The sequence below is a fragment of the Dolichospermum circinale AWQC131C genome, from assembly GCF_000426905.1.
Classification (GTDB): Bacteria; Cyanobacteriota; Cyanobacteriia; order Cyanobacteriales; family Nostocaceae; genus Dolichospermum; species Dolichospermum circinale.
The window spans coordinates 40,375-63,665 of sequence record NZ_KE384607.1 but is presented as its reverse complement, the minus strand read 5'-3'; the positions used below and the strand labels follow the sequence as shown (position 1 = coordinate 63,665).

General features: G+C 38.0%; 18 protein-coding genes. 10 read left to right on the top strand and 8 right to left on the bottom strand.

Annotated features, from left to right (window positions below):
- Positions 1-281 precede the first annotated feature (281 nt).
- The 3 genes from ACIR131C_RS0109765 to ACIR131C_RS0109755 form a co-directional block, all read right to left on the bottom strand.
- Positions 282-1,334 carry an anthranilate phosphoribosyltransferase family protein gene (locus ACIR131C_RS0109765; protein ID WP_028090045.1) on the bottom strand — a complete coding sequence of 351 codons (1,053 nt, stop codon included), beginning with the start codon at positions 1,332-1,334 and terminating at the stop codon, positions 282-284.
- Positions 1,334-2,260, bottom strand: a complete 927-nt coding sequence (locus ACIR131C_RS0109760; protein WP_028090044.1) for a LysR family transcriptional regulator — start codon at positions 2,258-2,260, stop codon at positions 1,334-1,336. Before ACIR131C_RS0109760 ends, ACIR131C_RS0109765 begins: the two co-directional genes overlap by 1 nt.
- Positions 2,261-2,471: 211 nt before the next feature.
- Positions 2,472-2,912, bottom strand: coding sequence for a QcrA and Rieske domain-containing protein (locus tag ACIR131C_RS0109755; protein ID WP_028085073.1), 441 nt, complete (start codon positions 2,910-2,912; stop codon positions 2,472-2,474).
- Positions 2,913-3,512: 600 nt separating this feature from the next.
- Between ACIR131C_RS0109755 and ACIR131C_RS0109750 the strand changes: the two genes are divergently transcribed.
- The 5 genes from ACIR131C_RS0109750 (at position 3,513) to ACIR131C_RS0109730 (ending at position 11,436) form a co-directional block, all read left to right on the top strand.
- The gene (locus ACIR131C_RS0109750; RefSeq protein WP_028090043.1) at positions 3,513-5,075 is read left to right on the top strand and encodes a ferredoxin--nitrite reductase; all 1,563 of its coding nucleotides are present in this window, start codon (positions 3,513-3,515) and stop codon (positions 5,073-5,075) included.
- A gap of 135 nt (positions 5,076-5,210) precedes the next feature.
- Positions 5,211-6,707, top strand: a complete 1,497-nt coding sequence (locus tag ACIR131C_RS0109745) for a NarK family nitrate/nitrite MFS transporter (protein ID WP_028090042.1) — start codon at positions 5,211-5,213, stop codon at positions 6,705-6,707.
- A 180-nt stretch (positions 6,708-6,887) separates the two neighbouring features.
- Complete coding sequence (locus ACIR131C_RS0109740; RefSeq protein ID WP_028090041.1) at positions 6,888-9,068, top strand: molybdopterin oxidoreductase family protein; 2,181 nt, start codon at positions 6,888-6,890, stop codon at positions 9,066-9,068.
- Positions 9,069-9,302: 234 nt separating this feature from the next.
- Positions 9,303-9,761, top strand: coding sequence for a phosphate-starvation-inducible PsiE family protein (locus ACIR131C_RS0109735; protein ID WP_028090040.1), 459 nt, complete (start codon positions 9,303-9,305; stop codon positions 9,759-9,761).
- Between the two features lie 286 nt (positions 9,762-10,047).
- Positions 10,048-11,436, top strand: a complete 1,389-nt coding sequence (locus tag ACIR131C_RS0109730; protein ID WP_051347524.1) for a PrsW family glutamic-type intramembrane protease — start codon at positions 10,048-10,050, stop codon at positions 11,434-11,436.
- 11 nt (positions 11,437-11,447) lie between these two features.
- Here the strand turns inward: ACIR131C_RS0109730 and ACIR131C_RS0109725 are convergent, their stop codons facing one another.
- The 4 genes from ACIR131C_RS0109725 to ndhM form a co-directional block, all read right to left on the bottom strand.
- Entirely contained in the window at positions 11,448-12,071 is a 624-nt protein-coding gene (locus ACIR131C_RS0109725) for a hypothetical protein (protein WP_231395434.1), read from the bottom strand.
- A gap of 84 nt (positions 12,072-12,155) precedes the next feature.
- Entirely contained in the window at positions 12,156-13,721 is a 1,566-nt protein-coding gene (locus ACIR131C_RS0109720) for a CHAT domain-containing protein (RefSeq protein ID WP_028090037.1), read from the bottom strand.
- A gap of 52 nt (positions 13,722-13,773) precedes the next feature.
- Positions 13,774-15,687 (bottom strand): PP2C family protein-serine/threonine phosphatase, encoded by a 1,914-nt coding sequence (locus tag ACIR131C_RS22360; RefSeq protein WP_081677182.1) that lies wholly within the window; start codon positions 15,685-15,687, stop codon positions 13,774-13,776.
- 214 nt (positions 15,688-15,901) lie between these two features.
- Positions 15,902-16,258, bottom strand: a complete 357-nt coding sequence (gene ndhM / locus ACIR131C_RS0109710; RefSeq protein WP_028084296.1) for an NAD(P)H-quinone oxidoreductase subunit M — start codon at positions 16,256-16,258, stop codon at positions 15,902-15,904.
- A 709-nt stretch (positions 16,259-16,967) separates the two neighbouring features.
- Between ndhM and ACIR131C_RS0109700 the strand changes: the two genes are divergently transcribed.
- Positions 16,968-17,252 carry an Npun_R1517 family heterocyst differentiation transcriptional regulator gene (locus tag ACIR131C_RS0109700; protein ID WP_028090036.1) on the top strand — a complete coding sequence of 95 codons (285 nt, stop codon included), beginning with the start codon at positions 16,968-16,970 and terminating at the stop codon, positions 17,250-17,252.
- A 267-nt stretch (positions 17,253-17,519) separates the two neighbouring features.
- On the opposite strand, the gene ACIR131C_RS0109695 is transcribed toward ACIR131C_RS0109700, so the two are convergent.
- Entirely contained in the window at positions 17,520-18,215 is a 696-nt protein-coding gene (locus ACIR131C_RS0109695) for a response regulator transcription factor (RefSeq protein ID WP_028090035.1), read from the bottom strand.
- A gap of 136 nt (positions 18,216-18,351) precedes the next feature.
- Between ACIR131C_RS0109695 and trpB the strand changes: the two genes are divergently transcribed.
- From trpB to ACIR131C_RS0109675, 4 genes are all read left to right on the top strand, one after another.
- Positions 18,352-19,590 carry a tryptophan synthase subunit beta gene (trpB, locus tag ACIR131C_RS0109690; RefSeq protein ID WP_028090034.1) on the top strand — a complete coding sequence of 413 codons (1,239 nt, stop codon included), beginning with the start codon at positions 18,352-18,354 and terminating at the stop codon, positions 19,588-19,590.
- Between the two features lie 441 nt (positions 19,591-20,031).
- Positions 20,032-20,595, top strand: a complete 564-nt coding sequence (locus ACIR131C_RS0109685) for a CAP domain-containing protein (RefSeq protein ID WP_028090033.1) — start codon at positions 20,032-20,034, stop codon at positions 20,593-20,595.
- 235 nt (positions 20,596-20,830) lie between these two features.
- Positions 20,831-21,460, top strand: coding sequence for a ribonuclease D (locus tag ACIR131C_RS0109680; RefSeq protein WP_028090032.1), 630 nt, complete (start codon positions 20,831-20,833; stop codon positions 21,458-21,460).
- A 1,437-nt stretch (positions 21,461-22,897) separates the two neighbouring features.
- Entirely contained in the window at positions 22,898-23,209 is a 312-nt protein-coding gene (locus tag ACIR131C_RS0109675) for a HetP family heterocyst commitment protein (protein WP_028084302.1), read from the top strand.
- The last annotated feature ends 82 nt before the right edge of the window (positions 23,210-23,291 follow it).

Genomic DNA, 23,291 nt, shown 5'->3' with positions numbered 1-23,291 from the left:
TGTCGCTTAACCCAACCTACAATTATCACAAAACGCAAAAAAACCGCGAAAAATTTGCTTTTTAGGTATTGACAAAGGATTTGAAATATGTTATCCTCATCTTGATAAGGAAGAACTATCTTAAATTATTTATAGTAGGGTGTGTTAGCGATTAGTAACGCACCATTGTTAGAGAACTTGTGTGTAGCATAGCGATCGCCATATTATAGCTATATAATAGACATATCCGGTAAAGATTGTAGAGCCGAGAAAATCCTTTCATCCTGGATATCCTGATATGGCTAACGCCACGCTTCGCTATCAGACATCACCGTACTGATTTCCTCAAGTTTAGCCTTGACTACACCACTGCTGATTAATGTAGCAGCTTTATCTATACCTGCTTGCATATTTGGAGAAATACCACTACGCCATAAATAAAAACCACCATTCCACAAAGCTGTTTGCAGCATTTCGCCGGCGTTTCCTGTTAAAACCCCTTGCAAATCATTGATTAGTTCTGCTGTAGTAGTTAGAGGCACATTTTTAGTTATAAAACCATATTCACGGGGTACGAGTTGTAACCGAGTTAATTCATCTGGATTTAATGAAGATAAACTAATAATAGCTGTGCGATCGCGTGGTAAATCACAACTACCCTCTAAACCTTTAATAAAAGTATATTTCCTGACTCCACGTAACCCTAAAGCCACTTGAAACATTGCTTCTGTAGGGGGATGAACAAAACCAGCAATAATGTGAGCATCACCAGCGTAGGGACACCAAATTAACTCCATGGTTGCTAATGGTGGACGTTTACCCAATTGCTCACGATATGACCACAAAATTTGATTGAGGGGAAAATGCTTTGGGGTGTAAACAAAGCCAATTCCTGTGGCTTCAAAGACCTGCTGGGTTTGTTCTAGTGTTAAACTAGTCCAATCTATTCCTAAACCTTGCCAAATTTCGATTAAAGGTAGACCATATTTTGTCGGTAAACGATCTCCTCCGTGCATAATTACAGGTTGTCCCGCAGCAGCTAATAGTAAAGCCGTAATCACATTAATCGGTGCAGTACGAGTTCTGCCATCATAGGGTATACCTAAAATAATTACAGGTTGTCCTATTGATTGCAACTTGGGACCGATTTCATAGTAAGCGTCTAACATTCCTGCTAATTCTGCTCCCGTGGGACGTTTAATACGGTGAGCAATTAAAAATGCACCAACTTGTACAGGTGTAGCTTCATTTAATAACATCATTCTTGTAGCAGTAGCCGCTTCATCACGGGTTAAATTTTCTGATGTGTGATTTCCGCTACCTATTTTTTGGATAAATTCTCTAAAGTTAGTCATTAGTCAGTTGTCATTGCGGGAATATTATTCTTGACAAGTTGCCAAAAGTGTTGTATGGGAGGAATCTGGAGACGGTCGTGAGTGGTCACCATTACTACCCGACGAGTCAAACCAGAATTATCGGCTAAATTGCTATTTTCGGCTAGGGGACGAACCGCAAGGGTAGGATCATTTCTAGATTCTATTAATGCTGACTGGGGAAGTAAAGCAATCAGTTCTCCTTGACGAACTACTCCCCGAAAGGCCTCTAAGGTATTTACTTCTAAAGCCGCGCTGAGTTTGGTTGACTTACTTTCAAATTTATCCTGAATGAGACGCTGCATCCCATAACCTTCTTTAAATACTACTTGACGATAGCGAACTAATTCTAACCAAGGGATAGATTCATATTCAGATAGGGGATGATTAGCTGCGACTAAAACCTCTATTGGTTCATCGTATAGCACTTCTACCGCCATTTCCTTGCCTGTGATTAAAAAGCGATTGTGCATAACAATTGCTAAATCTACTAAACCATCTTTGAGAACTTTTAGCGAGCGATCGCTTCCTAAGGAAGTTACCCGCAATTGTACCTCTGGGTAATCATGGCAAAATTTTTGTAACACTGGTGGTAAATAAGAAGCACAAACAGAATGAATAACTGCAATACATAATTCTGGTTGCTTTCCTCCGATTAACTCCGTTAACTCTTGTGTAGCAGATTCCCATTCTTGACAAATTTTCTGGACACGGGGGAGTAAGCGTTCACCGCCTAAAGTTAGTTTAGCATGGGTACTGCGGTGAAACAGTTCTACCCCCAAATTTGCCTCTAGTCCCTGAATTTGTCTACTAATGGTAGATTGAGTCACACCACATTGTTTTGCAGCTTGTTGAAAACTGCCAGTTTGTGCGATCGCCAAAAAGGCTTGCAACTGCTCTAAACGCATTTTGATTTAGCCTGATGATACATAATAAACTTAACGGATTTAACCCGTTTTCAGTATAATTTTAATTTAACTAATTTTTCATTTAGTATTTACTTTATAGAAATAAATTAGTGGAAATACTAGCTAATAAGTGATTAGTTACTCTGATATATCTGATAAAGATGATTGAAAAAGGTTTTCCGTCAGAAACCCTGGAGGGTTTCTGAACATCTTAAACTGTTTTCACGAACACAGAACCAGCTTCGATCTTTGTTTGGTAAGTTTTCAGGGGCTTTTTAGCAGGACTCCGTTTGAGTTTACCATCACGAGCAAACTCTGCACCATGGCAGGGACAGACAAATTTATTTTCTTTTGCTTTCCAGTCAATGGTACAACCTTCATGAGAACAAGTAGGATTAACAGCGATTAAACTTTTAACATCTTTCGATGTTCCCACCACCAATACTGCACCAATTGGCGAATTTTCCGCCAATAATTGACCAGTTTTGTCTAATTGTGCCACAGTACCCACCTTTTGCCAGCCTTTTGTAGCAGTATTAGATGTAGAACTAGGTGCTGCGGTTGTTTCAGGAGAACAAGCCGCAATTGCTACAGGTAGGGAACTAGCTAAAAAACCCAACCCCACCCAGTTGATAAAGTCACGACGTTTCATAATTGCTTTTAATAATACCTCATTTATCACCAGTTAATATATTACAGCTATTACAGCAAGTTTAGCTTTCCTTAATGTCTGTACTTCATAATACCGGTAACTGCTGTAATACCGCCAAAGTAATCCCAGTTTTGCATTTTAATATCTTAAGCTGTTGTGCATTTAACTTGTATAAAGTGGATAAGCAAGATGTCTATGCCACAATACCTAAAAATATTTAGGTTATACAATTTAGCCGCGTAACAGCTTAGTCCAATCAAACAACCTTAAAGCTTTTATTTCCTTTTTTAGAAGCATTTATACATGAGATAAATTTTCATCATCATACACAAAATCGTAGAAATTTATACAAGCTCATCTAGAAAAACACACTTCTACTCCATGCAATTAAAGCAACTACTATATCCGTTTTTTGCAAAAAAACTTGATTTTAGTAACCTAGTATACGAATTATTCTAAAAAATCGCACTAAGTTATCAATATCGCAACTGTTACAAACACAAACCAGGAAACTACTATCAGTTATTTCCCCAAAGTGGTAAATACAGAAGTGATGAAAGGGTACACAGTTAATTAAGTCCTGTCTGCCGAGAAAAGACTATGATAGATACAGCAGCTACCACAGAAAAACTGAATAAATTTGAGAAATTCAAAGCCGAAAAAGACGGACTCGCGGTTAAGAACGAAATAGAACAGTTCGCACAAATCGGTTGGGAAGCAATGGACGAAAATGACCTTAACCATCGCCTAAAATGGTTAGGTGTATTCTTCCGTCCAGTGACCCCCGGTAAATTCATGATGCGAATGCGGATACCTAATGGTATTCTCACTAGCAATCAATTATCGGTTTTAGCAGAGGTAGTACAGCGTTACGGTGACGACGGCAGCGCTGACATTACCACTAGACAGAATATACAACTACGCGGCATAAAAATTCAAGATATTCCAGATATCTTTAATAAATTTAACAAAGTCGGATTGACTACTATCCAATCTGGGATGGATAATATCCGTAATATTACAGGTGATCCTGTAGCTGGTTTAGGCGTAGATGAATTATATGATACCAGAGAATTAGTCCAGCAAATCCAGGATATGCTGACTAACAACGGTGAAGGTAATCCAGAATTTAGTAATCTTCCTCGGAAATTTAACATTGCAATTACTGGGGGAAGAGATAATTCAGTTCATGCAGAAATTAACGATTTAGCCTTTATTCCCGCTTTTTTGACAAATCAAGAGCAAATACCAGTCTTTGGCTTTAACGTCATTGTCGGTGGTTTATTTTCTGCTAAACGTTGCGAAGCGGCCATTCCTTTAAATGTTTGGGTATTACCGGCTGATGTTGTATCTTTATCCAAAGTCATTGTCGAGATATTTCGAGATCATGGTTTACGCGCAAACAGACAAAAAGCCCGGTTGATTTGGCTACTTGATGAGTGGGGTATAGAAAAATTCCGCACTGAAGTAGAAAAGCGTTTTGGTAAATCATTATTACCCGCAGCAGCAAAAGATGAAATTGACTGGGACAAACGGAATCATTTAGGAATACATAAGCAAAAACAAGCGGGATTTAACTACGCAGGTTTAAATATTCCCGTGGGGAGATTATCCGCTCATGATATGTTAGAAATTGCGCGGTTAGGGGAAGTTTACGGAAGTGGAGAAATCCGATTTACCGTCGAGCAAAATGTTATTATCCCCAACATTCCTGATCAGAGGTTAACACAATTTTGTGCAGAAAGTATATTAGAGAAATTTGCAGTTAACCCCGGCCTATTAATGGGATCATTGGTATCATGTACTGGCGCACAATTTTGTAATTTTGCCTTAATAGAAACCAAAAATCGCGCCTTAGAAATGATTAAATCATTGGAATCCGAATTAACCTTATCAAGTCCAGTGCGAATTCATTGGACAGGATGCCCAAATTCCTGTGGACAACCCCAAGTAGCAGATATTGGCTTAATGGGAACTAAAGTCCGTGAAAATGGGCAAATGTTAGAAGGTGTGGATATTTATATGGGTGGAACAGCGGGGAAAGATGCACATTTAGGAACTTGTGTTCAAAAAGGTATTCCTTGCGAAGACTTACAACCCATATTAAGAGATTTACTTATTCACAACTTTGGTGCAAAATTACGAGAATCAGCAATAGCTTAACCTCATAAACTAGATATCAAATCATCTGCGTTTATCTGCGTTTATCCGCGTTTTATAAAGCATTAATTTTGGCAATTTAATCATTGTCAATTGATTGTCATAACCAATATTTCAATTATTTTGTGAGCAAAGAAAATGCTAAAAGGACTATTTTCGCTTCAGGGACGTTATCGGATTTTACATCAGACATGGTTTGCATTTTTCTTAACATTTGTTTGTTGGTTTAACTTTGCACCCTTCGCAACCACAATTGGTAAAGAATTACATTTAGCGCCAGAACAAATTAAAACCTTAGGAATTTGTAACCTAGCATTAACAATTCCCGCGCGGATTATTATTGGGATGTTATTGGATAAATTCGGTCCAAGAATCACCTATTCCCTATTATTAATGTTTGCGGTTATTCCCTGTTTAGCCACAGCATTAGCCCAAGACTTCAACCAATTAGTAATTAGTCGTTTATTAATGGGAATAGTTGGTTGTGGGTTTGTTGTTGGTATTCGCATGGTAGCCGAGTGGTTTCCTCCGAAAGAAATGGGAATTGCTCAAGGTATTTATGGTGGTTGGGGTAACTTTGGAGCATTTGGAGCAGAATTTGCATTACCAACAATTGCAATTGCAACTAGTTTTTTAGATGGTGGTTTATCAAATTGGCGTTTAACGATAGCATTAACAGGAATTATTACCGCAATTTACGGATTATTCTATTATCAAAGCGTGCAAGATACACCCCATGGTAAAGTTTATCAGAAACCCAAGAAACATGGCTCATTAGAAGTAACTTCCATCAAAAGTTTTTGGGCGATGATTGTTTCTAATTTTGGTTTAATATTCGCCTTGGGTTTATTAGCTTGGCGCTTAGAACAAAAGAAAATTCATTTTCTCACACTCAGCCAAATGTATATAGTTTGGATTTTCTTAGCAGGATTATTTGCTTATCAAACTTACCAAGCATATCAAGTCAATCAAGAATTATTAACGGGACAAAAAACCTACCCAGCAAATCAACGTTATCAATTTGGACAAGTAGCATTATTAGAATTTACCTACATTACCAACTTTGGTTCAGAACTAGCAGCGGTTTCCATGCTACCTGCATTCTTTGAAAAAACCTTTGGCTTAGAACACGTTCTTGCTGCAATGATTGCATCTATTTATCCGTTTCTTAACTTATTTTCTCGTCCCAGTGGCGGTTTAATTTCTGATAAATTAGGTTCGCGTAAATGGACAATGACCATTATTTCCGCTGGGATTGCAATTGGTTACTTAATGGCACATTTCATCAACAAAGATTGGCCTATTCCCCTCGCAATTGCAGTCACAATGTTTGCTGCTTACTTTGCTCAAGCTGGTTGTGGTGCAACCTATGGAATAGTCCCATTAATCAAAAAAGAAGTAACCGGACAAATAGCCGGAAACGTTGGTGCTTACGGTAACTTTGGTGGCGTAGTTTATCTAACAATCTACAGCTTAACAGACCCATCAACCCTATTTGCCACAATGGGAATAGCCGCCATGATTTGCGCCTTTATGTGTGGATTCTTCCTGAAAGAGCCAAAAGATTCATTTGCATCAGATAATGAAAATGAAGCAGAAATAATTAATCACCAATCTGTTTTAATAGAAGAATAATTATCTCACACAGAGGCGCAAAAGTAAGAAGATAAAAACTAGAAATTAACAATATTTCTCCTCTTATAAAATTATCTCTGTGTCCTCTGTGCCTCTGTGGTTCGTTTATCATTATCATAACCTTGCGCCTTTGCTCCTTAGCGTCTTTGCGCGAAATAACTTTTTAAACCTGCAAATATTATGACAGAATTTACTAAAACACTTTGTCCTTATTGCGGTGTTGGTTGCGGTTTAGAAGTTTCTCCACCGGCCCAACATGGAAAAGCCACAAATCGAGATGATCAAGGAATTCCCATTTGGCGAGTTAGAGGTGATAAAACCCATCCTTCCAGTCAAGGAATGGTATGTGTTAAAGGTGCAACTATTGCTGAATCCTTGGATAAAAATAGATTGTATCATCCTATGGTACGCGATGCTTTAAATGAAGAATTTCGGCGGGTAAGTTGGAATGAAGCTTTTGATATTATTACCCAACGGATTCAAACATTGCGATTAAATCAAGCCACAGATTCTATCTGTATGTACGGTTCTGGACAATTCCAAACTGAAGATTATTATATTGCTCAAAAGTTACTCAAAGGTTGTTTAGGAACTAATAATTTCGATGCTAATTCCCGGTTGTGTATGTCTAGTGCGGTATCTGGGTACATTCAAAGTTTTGGCTCTGATGGTCCTCCTTGTTGTTACGATGATTTGGAATTAACTGATTGTGCTTTTTTAATTGGCACAAATACGGCGGAATGTCATCCAATTATTTTTAATCGCTTGGAAAAATATCATAAAAAAAATCGTCGTGTTAAAATAATTGTGGTTGATCCTCGGCGCACTCCTACCGCAGAAGCAGCCGATTTACATTTAGCTATTCGTCCAGGTACAGATATTGATTTATTAAATGGTATTGCCCATTTATTAATGAAATGGAATTATATAGATCCGGTTTTTATTGATGATTGTACTAGCAATTTTCCGGCTTATGCGGAAGTAATTCGCCATTATTCACCGGAGGTTTTCGCTAATAGTTGTGGTATTAGTGTTGAAGATTTAGAAACTGCTGCTAAATATTGGGGGCAATCAAAATCTGTACTTTCTTTATGGTCAATGGGTGTTAATCAATCTTCAGAAGGTACGGCTAAAGTTAGAACTATTATTAATTTACATTTGATGACCAAACAAATCGGTAAACCTGGTGCTGGTCCTTTTTCTTTGACTGGTCAACCTAATGCTATGGGTGGTAGAGAAGCGGGAGGTTTATCACATTTATTACCAGGTTATCGGTTAGTAAAAAATCCACAGCACCGCGCAGAAGTTGAGGCTTTTTGGGGTTTAGAAACAGGTCAAATTTCCCCTGTTCCGGGTTTGACTGCTTGGGAAATGATCACTGGTTTAGAAACTGGAAATGTGGGTTTATTATGGATTGCTGCTACTAATCCGGCTGTGAGTATGCCAGATTTAGAACGGACTAAAAAAGCTTTATTAAAATCTCCTTTTACTATCTATCAAGATGCTTATTACCCAACAGAAACATCAGCTTATGCTCATGTTTTATTACCTGCGTCCCAGTGGGGTGAAAAAACTGGAGTTATGACTAATTCGGAAAGAAGGGTAACTCTATGTTCGGCTTTTCGTGAACCACCCAGACAAGCAAAGCCTGACTGGGAAATTTTTGCAGAAGTGGGAAAAAGATTAGGTTTTGCTGATAAGTTTAATTTCCAAAATTCGGCGGAAGTTTATCAGGAATTTGTCCAGTTAACTCGTCAGCGTCCTTGTGATATGTCGGGTTTAAGTCATGGGTTTTTAGCTGCACAAGGTCCAACTCATTGGCCTTATTCACGGGGTAGTAATTCAGAAACTAAACGTCTATATACTAATTTACGTTTTCATACTCCTGACGGACGCGCTAGATTTGGTGCGTATTATTCTCAAGGACTCGCTGAACCACCTGATCCCAACTATCCTTTTATATTAACTACTGGTAGATTATACGGTCATTGGCACACACAAACACGCACTGGCAGAATTGAGAAAATTCGCAAACTACACCCCCAACCATTTATTGAGATTCATCCCCGTGATGCTGCTGGTTTAGGTATTATTGATAATCAGTGGTTAGAAGTGCGATCGCGTCGTGGTACAACTAAGTTCCCTGCTAAAATTACAAAAGCTATTTCTCCGGGTACTGTCTTTGTCCCTATGCACTGGGGTAAACTATGGGCTGATGACGCTGAAGCTAATACGCTTACTCATTCAGAAGCCTGTCCTGATTCCCTGCAACCAGAATTAAAGGCCTGTGCTGTGCAATTAATCCCCATTGCTGTAAAATCTAATATTAAAAGTTATCAACTTCAATCGTCCCTATGGTAAGCTGTTGCTCATACACTAATTTAACTGATAACTAATTCAAGTCATAGGCGATTATCAATCGTTATGATTATGTTTTTAAATATTCTGGAAAACAGAAAAGTTTCCCACTAGTTTAAAATTAAGAAACTTCAAAAACTTTTAATTGGTGAATTTTTAATTTTTAATTGTTTATCCCCTAGATTTATCTATGGGATTTTTGTTTATTTATTCCTAATTTTTAAAAAGGAGCGCCCCATGAGAAAGTTAATTAAGGATTTTCTAGGACTTGCCAGCGATAAAAATTTCATACACATAATTGAAATTTTCGAGGTAATAGTTTCAAAACTGCTATCTTTATTGATGATAGTAGTAATATTTGCCACACTTCTTGACTTGGCAATCTTTGTTTTTAATGAAATACTTTCTCCAGAGGAAGGTCGTTTTAGTCAAACATTGTTTAAAACTTTTGGCTTATTTCTTAATGTCTTAATCGCTTTAGAAATATTAGAGAATATCACGGCTTACCTGAAAAAGCACGTTCTACAAGTCGAGTTAGTTATTGTTACTTCTTTAATTGCTATTGCTCGAAAAATTATTATTCTTGATTTGAAAGTTACTGAAGGTATAGAAATTATTGGCTTAGGTATTGCTATTCTTTCCTTATCAATTAGTTATTTGATAATTCGGAGTAGTAATTCTAGAAAAGAAAATTAAATCAGGACTATTCTAGAATACTCCTTGGGCTAGTAGTCGGGGATCTGACATCCTGGCTTATGCAGTTTTTTACTATCACCTATTTGCATATTCTTGTGTAAATTCTGTTTTGATTTTGTATTTTGAGTGGAAACAAAGGGAAGGTTAGTGAAGCTATAGTATATTTATTTAGCAATGGTGCAGCTGTAGAGCTAAAGTACAAAATAGAAAACGCCTAGCATTGCTTTAGCCCTCAGCCACGCTCCCATAAAGCTAGAGAATCTGTTTAGACACCCTCACTAACTAGATGACAGGCAAAAAAGTAGGGGCAACCCCCCGTGGTTGCCCACAGAATGCATTTCTGCGGCTGGTGGCGAAAACGACTGCGCCACGCGAGCTATCGGTTGAAGTTTCAGAGTCAGTATCTCGCTACTGGTTGCTTACTGGCAAAGAAATGGTAATTGGGCGTGACCCTAGCTGCCAAATTGTCTTGGATGCCATGATATACCGGATGGTATCTCGTCGTCATGCGGTAGTTTCCAGTGTTGAACAAAGGAATGGCTATTATAAGTGGATAATTTGCGATTTGAATAGCGCCAATGGGACTTTTGTCAACGGAGAACACTTAGAAGGATGTCAAGAATTACTTATGGGCGATCGCATTTCCCTGGGTACTGATGGACCACAATTTATCTTTGAGTATGAGATTACTCCTCCACCAAAGATGATAGACCTGAATAAAGCTACAGTATTATCCTCTGTTAATCGCCCCAATTCCTCTTCCAAGCAAGATTCTGTCAGCTTTACACAATTATTTCCGATTATTTCCACTGGTAAGGACTTAACCCGGAAAGCTTACTTAATACCGGGAATCTTGACGGTAGTTTTTGTCGTGCTGATGTTTGCTACCGTAGGTCATCCCCAAGCCAATCAAGTAATTGTAGGATCTTATATCGCCTTTGCGGCTTACTACTTTGTTTATCAACTTTGTGGTAAACCTAAACCTTGGTGGGTACTTCTAGCTGTAGCATTGAGTACAATGTTAATTTTACTCAGTCCTCTGTTACATTTATTTATTAAAGTGTTCCGAGATATCTTACCTGGCTCCTTGAACCCTGGATCTCAAAATGAGATTACCTTTACCGAATTACTAGTACGGATGTTTTTTGGGGCAGGATTAATGGAGGAGTTGCTAAAAATATTACCAGTATTAGCAGCCTATCTGATAGGAAAATTATTACCATCACCCTGGCGAGAACGAATTGGGGTTTGGGAACCTCTAGATGGTATTCTCTTAGGTACGGCTTCCGCTGTGGGTTTTACTTTACTGGAAACTCTTGGTCAATATGTACCTTTAATTTCTGAAAATTCTGGTCAGTTGGTGGGTTTACAGCTACTAATTCCCCGCATTTTAGGATCTGTGGCTGGACACATGGCTTACAGTGGTTATCTAGGCTATTTTATTGGTTTGGCTGTGTTAAAACCCCTCAGAGGAAAGCAAATTCTCTCAGTAGGTTATTTGAGTGCCTCTGGACTTCACGCTTTATGGAATGCTACAGGTTCTATTAATGCTTTTTTGTTGGTCGTAGTTGGTGTTTTATCTTATGCTTTTTTAATGGCTGCTATTCTCAAAGCACGAGTATTATCACCAACCAGATCACAAAACTTTGCTACCCGCTTTCTTGACCCAAAATAAACTATGGAAAATCAGGGTCTAGGGTTAGATGTTGAAAGATATTCTAGAGCATAATTAGCGATCGCTAAACTAATTTTAGCTTGTTCTATTTCTGATAAATTGGACCAATCTCGATTCTCCAAGCTTTTGATTACAGATGTCAATTTATCTGATTCACCACTTCGCATATAATAAGCAAAAGGACGGGCTAAAACAAATAGATCGTCTCTGTCCCAATTGGGTAATAAAGTTTGTACACATTCTACTAGTTTTTCACTGGCTGATTTTTCTACCATCAACAGTTGAGTAGCTTTTTGCGCGATCTTTGTGAGTAAGACTTCAGGGATCACCGAAAAAGCATTTGACAAAGCTTTTTGCAGATCATTACCTGTATTATTCCTAATATTTTCAGTTTCAAACTCAGTTTCAACCGCAGTTTCCCGCCAAATCTTATCTAAATTAAGATAAAAATTATTGGCACTTTCCATCAGTTCTATGGCTGAGAAATCCTGCCAGTTAAACTGTTGTTCTAAATCATCAAAATAATCCTCTGAAGCTACATCAGCCGGATTCCATGGGTAAACAGCATCTTCAGATTCTAGCAGTGCTTCTAGTAGTTCTAAATCGAGAGCATTGAAGTCGTTAATATTTTTCATTTTCCTGTCATTATTCATTCGGTCTTGTTGATAGCTACAGCCTCAAGAATTAAGTTTTCGTATTAATTCAATAATTTATTGATATTATTCACGAATAAATTCCCAAATTTCACCTTTAGCACTACCAAACATTAACTGCATTCCCGATGTTAAAGGTACTTCTTCTCGCAGGATCTGTTGCCAACCGTTGGGGCTTAAATACCAGGTAGTTCCATAAGTAGATACATCTTGTAGGTAATAAATTGTACTCAATGTATTTTCATTTAGGGTAGTTCGGCATAATATCTTCGCGTGGTGTCTAGAAATATAAATTTCCGGGATCACAATATCATTATCCCTGGTGCGGCCAATGCGGGTGACTCCAGGACCTAATAACCAAGTTTTCCCTCCGGGTGAGAGCGATCGCATACAAGCTGTCTTTACAGGCGAATATATGCGAGAATCGGGAATTTCTGTAATTCCTTCATCTACGCTTTTAATCAGTTCTCCATCAAAATCAGGATGGAGGTAGAGAACTGGTAATGTCCAAGCTGGTTGATTGAATTTATACAGTGTTAATAATTCTTGTCTCGCGGTTGCTACTGCTTCATCAATGAATTTGCCCCGTCGTAGTGCTTCCGCAAAAGCTTTAATAAAACTATGACTTTCTGTATCAGTAATTTCATCAAGCATCCCTAATACAGCAGGTACACCATGACGAATCAGCACCTCTGCTAAACTACTCGCAGGTATAACTTGATCATTGATTGCTGCTGGTCGCGCTCCCCAACAAGCGTTAAAAACTCCCAGTTTTACACCTGTACGAGTGAGGACATGAGCTAATTCTATGCCATTAATTTTGTCTCCAGTTCCTAAAAATAATAAGCCTCCATCTGGGTCTGGTAGTCCGTGTCCCGCATAAAACAAAACATTATAAGCCTTGGTTTCTAACTCCTGAATTAACTCTGTCCTAGTAGGTTGTATCAGTGTTTTCATTGTACAAGGTGCATATTCTGAGGCGGTTTTTCCCACAGGACGATCTTCTAATAAGATCTTTTTCAGTAAGGACGCTTCCTGATCTAGTTGTAATTTATGATCACGTCCTAACACAACCAGAATATTTAAAGCTTTATCAGTTCGTAAATGTGATAAAGGTTCAACTTCATTGCTGGTACGACTAAATAAAATATCCTGGGTTAGAGATATAGCCGGTTGTCCGGCTTTGGGCTGCATAATTTCCCAAGGTAAGGCAATTAGGTCAGGATCACGGATTTCCAAACGAAAGCGTAATTGCCTTTTTTGACCCGTAGCCATACCCCGGCTACGTTCCCAACTACTAAGAATCACTCCATCAAATACCCACTGCCATAATTTGATCCCCAAGGATTGCATCAAACGCACACTGTAAGGACTGGTAGTTTGACCTTCCACGGCTGAAATTTCAGATGGGGATAAGCTAACTGATGGAAAAGTTAAAGCATGGGTAATATCTAGCGGACTATTACTGGCAAACATTTGTCGCCATTGTTGCCAAACTTGATTAAGTTCGGCGGAAAAAACACAATCACGGAGAACATAGCCACTGGGATAGGGAGCTTTAACTACCCAAATGACGAAGTTATCTGTACCAGTATTGACTAGACGGGCGATCGCTAAATTCAGACCGGACATGGTAATTGCTAATTGGTAACTGGTAACTGGTAATTGCTAATTGCTAAAATTCCTACCTCTTCCCTGTTCCCTGTTCCCTGTTCCCTCTTTCCTGTTCCCTCTTTCCTGTTCCCTCTTCAGTTTGTATTTGACTAGCTGGTGTGGTAGGAGAAGAAGTTGTTTGTGGTTCTGATTTAATAACTTGCTGTTTCAACTTGTTTGCTAATAATAAACCAGATATTAATCCTAATCCCACAATCACAACTAAGAATATTGGTAATAATGCCGAAAATTTAACGGTCTTATTTTCCGTCATCACTTGAGTTTTCTGGTGATCATCTAATGGATCTGATTCTGTGTCAGCTAAAACCTGAGAAATATCTACTGTAACTGTTAAATCTGGTTCAGAATATTTCACATCATAATGTACTAAAGCAATGGTGACATTATCATGTCCATTTTTAGTATTAGCAACTTCTATCAGTCGTTGTCCAACATTTTCTATACTTTTTTTATCGGACAAAATAGGTAATATTTCTGATTGCCAACATTCTTCCACTCGGTCAAAATCGCTCAAACCATCGGATGTCAGTAAGAAAACAGCATCTTCATCAATAATATAGCGTTGTGATGTGGGGTGTAATGAGCTACTTTTGCTCATTCCCAAAGCCTGAATTAAGGATCCAGAACCACTGTGTTGCAATGCTTCTCTATAAAGCGCGTAACCTAAACGAACTTCACGGGAAGCGACATCATCATCTAAGGTAATTTGATGACAATTATGACGAGTAATCCAATAGGCACGACTATCACCGACATGAGTAATATAGATTTCATGGGTCATAGGTAAAGCCATGACAACAGTTGTCCCCATGCGTTGTCGTCCTTGACGATGTTCGCTATCGTTCTGTTGGCTGATTTTGTCATTACCGGTTGCTACTGCTTGTTCTAAATGAGAAAGTAGCATTGAGGGATTTATTTGATCATCGGTAACTGGAATCAGTTCTTTGACTTCTTGGACAATAGTTTCAATTGCTAAATTAGAAGCTACACTACCTCCCTCGTGTCCTCCAATACCATCACAGACAATTGCCAGGGCGTTATTCTGGGGCAGTTTAGTCATCAAAGTGTCACCCGGAGGGTAACAAGCATCTTCATTTCGTTGACGGACTGGACCTGAGTCTGTTTTAGTATAAATTTTAATAGTAGTTGTTTGGAATCTTGCTAATTGCTTCAATCCCTGATCTAAAATTTGAATTAATCCGCTTGATGACTTAATTTCTCCCTCCATCAGCAGCTTACACACTTCTTGCATAAAAGGAGCAATATTTGGTTTGGCATTTTTGAGGAGTTGCTGCCAAAATTCTCCCAATTGAGATAATGTCGGTGTGTTTTCTCTATCAAAACGCAGTTCTAATAAGCGAACTAATACACCTTCGACTCTCAATACATCACCATTTAAAAGTGTTGATGCTACACCTTGTCCGATCAATGGTTGCCATAAATTTGCTAATTGCCATAGCCAATGAATTTGGCGAATTGATGAGGCTTCAGTCCAGGCATCATCTAAACTGATGCACAGACTTGTTTTAGTAATACTCGGATCAACTATTAATGGCGGTTTTTCTAATAACAATATTTCTGTTTCGGGCTGCCCATGACCTAAATTGAGGATTCCATAAACTTGGGGTATATGGGGACGATAGGGAATTAATTTCAGATAAGGTCTAATTTTCCCTAAATCCTCTAATTCAGGGATTTGGGGCAATAACCCAGGTTTGATATCTAAAAGTATAGATTTATTAATGACTAAATAGCGATCAGCTAGAATAGATCCAGGATCCCTTGGACTGAAATCATCCCCCACAGCCCAGAGGTAACGCTTAGGTAAGGGTGTGGAACACTTCTCGCAAAATTTGTGGGTGAGGGGATTAGCAAATTGACAATATTCATTTGGGCAGCAGAGCGTTACCGCATCATTTTCCATAGTTTTCCCACCGGTTCTGCAATTGGCATTTTTTTTAACAGTATTTGGTAGCGGCTTATGATACCGCCTATATTTTTTTTAACCCACAGCCCAATCATAAATGCTATTGTACTGGGAATATGTAGCTATATCAGAACTAATTTTCAACTTATCACCAAAGTTTAACATAGCCGGCGAATTAGATTCGCCAGGGCTAGGTAGATATGTACTAAGTTTATTGATTCTCTACAACTGCAACTTGAGGTAGTCCCATGCTGTAGTTAGTAACGCGACTAGAGAGATTGTAGCTAATTTCACCTTTTTGGAGAAGCGATCGCAGATAATGTTCTAAATCTGAACCAATGCGACGTAAGTTGTAATCGCTTAGGTCCTGGCCACTAGATGCTTCTACCAGTTGATCAAATTGACGATAAACTTTTTGTAGGGCATCTTCGTTCCAGTTAAATTCATTGTCTGGATCAACGTCTAGTGTCAAGACTTGATTACTGGGAATCAGTTCATAGGAGTCCATTTCCGCCGCAAAAATGCGAATATGACGGGTTGTGGACTTAAGCAGCATTGGGTTATCCATGAGGGTGTAAGAGTTTGGCTGAATTACACTGCAATTATTGTAACAATAATACAGACGTTTAGGCCTTGGTGGGGCTGAGAATTTTGGCAATTGATTTTTTCTCTGTATGTGAATGTTCACACAACATTTTTTGATCTTTTTGCTGATCCTGCTTTTTTATGATGTATATGTACTTGATATTATAGTGACTTGAGCAAAATTTTTAGTTTTTACCCCATGGGGTAGCTTTTCCTATAATTATAAATTGCTTTGATCAAAGGAGCATCTTGATGACAATTATTTAAGTATGACAACGTAGCAAAAATAAAGATAATAATATTTCTTGACGTTTTGAACAAGTTGATGTAAAAAACTTTAACAAGGACTAATTAGTTTTTTACAAAAACTTTATGGGATAACAGATCAAAAACTCAATAATAGTTCATGGCCTCCATGAGCCATAACTGATAAAGAAACATCGAAAAACAGTAACATATAGCTAAAAAAAGACAGGGGGAGTCACATAGAATGCCAATTTGGCGTTGGAGAATTGATGTAGAAATGTATAAAAATATGGCCATGCCGCCCAAGCTATCAAAATCTCAAACGTGGGAAAATTCTTATCTTCAAAAACTTTCAATTTACAAAAGTATAGGGAAAGTATAAGTAATTTTTCTGGAGATCTAGTCCATCACCCGTATGACCAATAAGTAGAGGAATCTTGAAAACTATGAACTCCAAAGCATTACCGCGCCAAATCAATCATCTTGAAGTCGGTGTTTATGAGTGTGAAATTCACCTCAAGTTCCGCCTAATTGAAGAAAAAAGTCTGTTAAGCGATCGAGAGCAACTGTTACAAGTATTACTAGAAGCTTTAACGGAAGGGTCTGATGAATTTTTAGAAACCTTACAAGCATCCGTAAAAGCTCAGGAAATATCAGAGTTTAAGGCCTCCCCACAAATGCGTCGCCAACTCATGCGCTTACGCAATTTTTCCGATACTATTCCACAATAGTAATCGTTGTAATTTTGCATAATCACCAACCTGATTTAGAGCTTTGAAGATTAACCTTTTCAGAGGTCTGGACCGGTTTTTGCCAATCATCAGTTGGGTTGGAAACATGAAATTGGGTCTACATATCACTGTGATATCAATATTCACCAGCCAGGAAAATTCTAGCTAGTAATCTGTCACAGGGTGTTACTATTTCCTGAGAAAAAATTATTTATCCAGGTGCATTTTACCATTTACTTACCAATTAACTGCCATCGTCCGCGTGGTTTACTTAGCTAGGCCATGTTCTAGCGCGAAACGAACTAACTCCGTACGGCTATTAGTACCAGTCTTACTAAATAAACGACTCACATATTTTTCCACATTGCGGACACTTGTTTCCAAGCGTCGAGCAATTTCTTTGTTCATCAATCCTTCGGCTACTAGGTTTAAAACACTTTGCTCTCTAGGAGTCAAATCTATCTTAAAAGGGGCTGGGGATTGGGATATAGAACTTCTATGAGTTAATAGTATTCTAATTTGAGCGATTTGATTAGCCAATTCGGCAAGATTTGGAGTTTCGTTCTCCTCCCCAGAAGCGGAGGTTTGAGCGCTGCGACGAGCCAATAAATTTTCGACTATGGCCACTAATTCATCAGGGTCGAAGGGTTTGGGTAAATAAGCGTCAACACTCGCTTTGTAGCCTTGAATGCGATCCCCTGTCATACCTTTAGCAGTTAAAAACACCACAGGTAAGGCTTGAAAACGGGGATCATCGCGCAGTTGTTTGAGGAACTGATAGCCATCCACCTGGGGCATCATAATATCAGAAATCACTAAATCAGCGGTGTTCTCTTGCATCCAGTCCCAACCTTCACGGGCATTACTGGCAGTTTGAACCCTAAAACCGCTTTCTTGTAAGTATTCTTTAACGGCTTCCCGTAACCCTGGTTCGTCATCTACCAGTAACAGTTGTGCTGACATTGAAAATTCCCATAAGTGTACATTCTCCTAATGTAGCGAAATTTGGTAAAGATTGGCTACTAGACGAAGAGAGCATTCTCAATAAGTCTAGAATTAAAATTAACTTTGTTCTCTAATTTTACATTTTATCTAATCTGTGACTACTACACCCCTCTCTCTGAATTTCTCACAAACTGCTTTAGTCCCCGATACTCTAGGACGTTTTGGCCGCTTTGGTGGTAAATATGTTCCAGAAACCCTGATGCCAGCTTTAGCTGAGTTAGAAACAGCATATCAGCAATATCGCCATGAACCTAGTTTTCAAGCTGAATTACAAGGTTTATTGCGTGATTATGTCGGACGTGCCACACCTTTGTATTTTGCAGAACGCCTTACCGCAAATTATGCCCGTCCTGATGGTACAGGAGCGCAAATATATTTGAAGCGTGAAGACTTGAATCATACTGGCGCACATAAAATTAATAATGCCCTTGGTCAAGTATTATTGGCAAAGCGTATGGGCAAAAAGCGCATTATTGCGGAAACCGGGGCAGGACAACATGGCGTAGCGACCGCTACAGTTTGCGCCCGCTTCGGTTTAGAATGTATTATTTACATGGGTGTTCACGATATGGAACGCCAATCTTTAAATGTGTTCAGAATGCGGTTGATGGGGGCAGAAGTTCGTCCAGTGTCTGCTGGTACGGGAACTCTCAAAGATGCCACTTCTGAAGCCATTAGGGACTGGGTAACGAACGTAGAAACTACCCATTACATCCTGGGTTCTGTGGCAGGTCCCCATCCTTACCCGATGATGGTGCGGGATTTTCATGCTGTAATTGGTGAAGAAACCCGCGCTCAAGCTATGGAAAAATGGGGCGGTTTACCTGATATTCTCTTGGCTTGTGTGGGTGGTGGTTCTAACGCTATGGGACTATTTCACGAGTTTGTTCCAGAACCGTCGGTACGTTTGATTGGTATAGAAGCCGCTGGAGAAGGTGTAACTACTGGTAAACACGCTGCTACACTCACGAAAGGAACAGTGGGTGTATTACATGGTTCCATGAGTTATCTTTTGCAAGATGAGGATGGGCAGGTGATTGAACCACATTCTATTAGTGCTGGTTTAGATTATCCTGGTGTAGGTCCAGAACACAGTTATATGAAAGATAGTGGTCGCGCTGAATATTATAGCGTTACCGATGCTGAGGCGTTGGAGGCATTTCAGAGATTATCTAAATTAGAGGGTATTATACCAGCATTAGAAACTTCTCATGCGATCGCCTATTTAGAAACTCTTTGTCCACAACTTGCTGGTAGTCCCAAAATCATCATCAACTGTTCTGGAAGAGGTGACAAGGATGTACAAACTGCTGCTAAGTTCTTAATTCATTAAGTACAGTTGGGGAGAATTAGGAATACAAGATCAAAAGAACTTGTGAGTAATTTCATCCCCCCAAGCAATTATTTTCCAAGGTGATCAATCATGCTGACAAGCTTTCTTTCCGCTGCTGGTGCGGGTTTTAGTGTTTGTAGATTATAAAATATTAGTATCCATGACATCTATCATTGGATACTATTTTTTATCACCTATTTTAATTTTAATTAGTAGTGTAGTGTAAATAGCATTGACAAAACCGATTCTCTGTTAAGACAAAATATGGCTGCTCTACGCGATGACAATAAACAAAAGTATTATCCAGATAACTGATTGAAATTGTGAAAATTCGATGATTCTTGAGTTTATATTTGGTAAATAGTATCCTGGTAAGTATTCCGATCATCAGAAGATAGGGTATATATCCTATAAATCCATACATTACTTAATTTAAACCTCATGTTAAGACAAACTGCTTTTGGCATCGCTTTAAGTACGCTTGTCCTTGCTAGTGGATATATGACTGCTGCTAATCCAGATAATAGTTCTGCTAAACAAACTGGCCGATATCAGCGTTCATCACTTGTGACAAGTCAAGCCAAAATATCTAATTTTAGTTTTGAAACTAATAATTTAGAGAAATCAGTTTTTACTCAAATTAATCAATATCGAGCAAAACGGGGACTAGGAAAGTTAAATTTAAGCGAAAAGATTAGTCAGCAAGCGAGAATTCATAGTCAAAATATGGCTAGTGGTAAAGTTCCTTTTAGTCATCAAGGATTTGAACAGCGCGTTATGGCTATTCCTCTTAAATACAGCAGTGCAGCGGAAAATGTCGCTTACAATACGGGATATAGCAATCCTGCAAATGAGGCGGTTTCTGGCTGGTTAAAAAGTCCTGGACATCTCAAGAATCTTCAGGGTAAATATAATCTGACTGGCGTTGGTGTGGCTACTAATGAGCAAGGCCAAGTCTATCTAACACAAATATTTTTAAACGCTAAAGTCCCAGGGCGCAATTAAGAATTATTCGTTGGATAATGGTGGTATGAATTATATTTCGCGCCCAGTTACAAAGGAGCAAAGGCGCGAAGGAAAAGAGATTTTTCGGTAATGGTATTATTAATAATAATTTTAAAAGATGCCTCTGGTTTGATAAGAGGTATAAATCGGTTTATGAATTTTGCCTTTTTGACTGGAGTGTTAAAAACAGTATTATGATCTGGCACAATAAAGATAATTTATAGTTGATAACTTCATGATGTTACAGGATTTTCAAGTTGGTGACGGTGATTTAACTGATGCTGCTCTTTCTGAGTATTTAAAAGCTCCAGCGATCGCTGTTGATACAGAAACAATGGGACTTTTACCACAACGAGATCGTTTGTGTCTAGTGCAAATTTGTAACCCGGAAGGACAAGTTACTGCTATTCGCATATCTAGAGGACAAACAGCCGCACCTAATTTAAAAACACTTATGGAAGCAACCCATATCATCAAAGTTTTTCACTTTGCTAGGTTTGATATGGCTACTTTAAGGCACAATTTAGACATTTTTGTTCAGCCCATTTTTTGTACTAAAATTGCTAGTAAATTAGCACGTACTTATACAAATCGTCATGGTTTAAAAGACGTGGTATTAGAACTAGAAAAAGTAGAATTGGATAAAAGCGCCCAGAGTTCTGATTGGGGCAATGCTAGTAATTTATCTGATGTACAATTAAGTTACGCTGCTAATGATGTGCGTTACCTACTGAGTATACAGCAAAAACTTTCAGTTATCTTAAAACGGGAAGAGCGTTGGCAACTAGCCCAAGAATGTTTTCAAACTTTATCCACAATTGTCGCCTTAGATCTATTACAATTCAAAGACTTATTTGAACATTAAATATCTTAGGAACTTATGCAAAGTAGGGGTAATTCATGAATTATCCCTAAATAAGAATAGGTTTTGATTAACTTAGTTAAATATAACAATACTTGCAATTTTGACTATGTTTGGCCTGTAACGGTTGCATTCAGATTGTGATAACTCATTAGACATCTCTAGAAATTAAATGTGCGTAGCCTTAATGTAGAGACGTTCCATGGAACGTCTCTACAAGGGTTTTGAAATCATCAAAAATCATGTTCATACATCAAATCAGCAACGCCTTAATTTGTAAATTTGCGACTGTTCCTAAAATAGACATCTGCGGTCAAAATTGTGGAGATATGACATTTTTTTTAAAAGTCTATTAACAAAAGAATCAAATATTACATATATAAATATTGCTCAATTCCTCAGAACCTTGATAATCATCTTCTCGGCTGCTTTAATAGGTTGAGTATTTGGTGATCAGGTGTAACTAATTTAGCCAGATGATTAAAAATAACGGAAAATAAATCGTCATACAACATTGAATTACCTCTAATCTAGGATTTTGTAAATACTCCTTATGACACTATTTAAACAGTCATACAATATTGAATTACCTCTAATCTAGAATTTTGTAAATACTCCTTATGACACTATTTAAACAGTCATGCAACATTGAATTACCTTTAATCTACATTTTTGTAAATACTCGTTATGACACTATTTAAACAGTCATTTAGTAAACAATTTAAACCTCACATTTTTTCTATTGTTTAGATAAACAAAGTGCCAAATTGGCTTACTAGTTACTGAAAAAATAGTATTCTACATATAATAGTGTCACAAGGGGTATTTACAAAAATGTAGATAGCAAATGTCAGGAGATATTTCAATGTTGTATGACTATTTAAATAGTGTCATAATTAGAGTAGCTGTATTTTCTATTCCTTACCAACAAATGGAATTAGGCATAAAATACTAGGAATTTAGCAATTTATACACTCAATCCGAATCTAATCTATTTAGATAAAAAATTGCCCATGGTATAACAAAAATTACAAAACCACTAATTAATTCACAGATACAGGGTTATTTGAATGTAAACCACTTGCAAATAAACCTCACAGAAAATTAATAAAATTCTCTAATAACCACAAATAATATTGATATTCAATCGAAAAGTTGTCGCTATACTCGAACTTAGATATCAAGGTTATTTACCAAGAGAATTAAATTCTTTGCATATCATCTGTATATAACGGTGTGATATCCGATATCCCATGAATTTCTGGCTGTAATTTGGGATTTAGAGCATTAGAAGTCATGAGTTACAAGACTGATCAAATCAGGATAAAAGTTCCCAAGTTTGATCATCAAGGTCTGATTAATTTTGACTAAAAGATTCTCTATTCTCAGTTATTACAACCTCTTACATTTCAGTCCTACAAGATTAAATCAGGGTTAGTTATGAACTATTCAGCTTCTTATTCTCAGAAAGATTTTCATAGTGTTATCACTCCTGAACAATTCAATCATATCATCGAGGCTATTGCTGATGGTCGGTATTCTTGGGCTTGTGTGCTGATTTTACGTTATATTGGTTATAATCCGATCCATTATATTCCTCAACGTACCTACAGCCGATTAATTAAAGAAAACCGTCAAATTTCTGCATTGGGAACGGCTAGTAAACAAAAAACAAAAGCTGATATTCCAACTTCTGTGAATAGTCCTAATTACAGAGATTTATCTCAACTCGTCACCGCAGGAGAAAGGTAGATTACATTATCAATATCAATGATTTCGGATACCTGTTGTTTTATATCCCATACTAACTTTAGTATGGGGTATTTTATAGTAT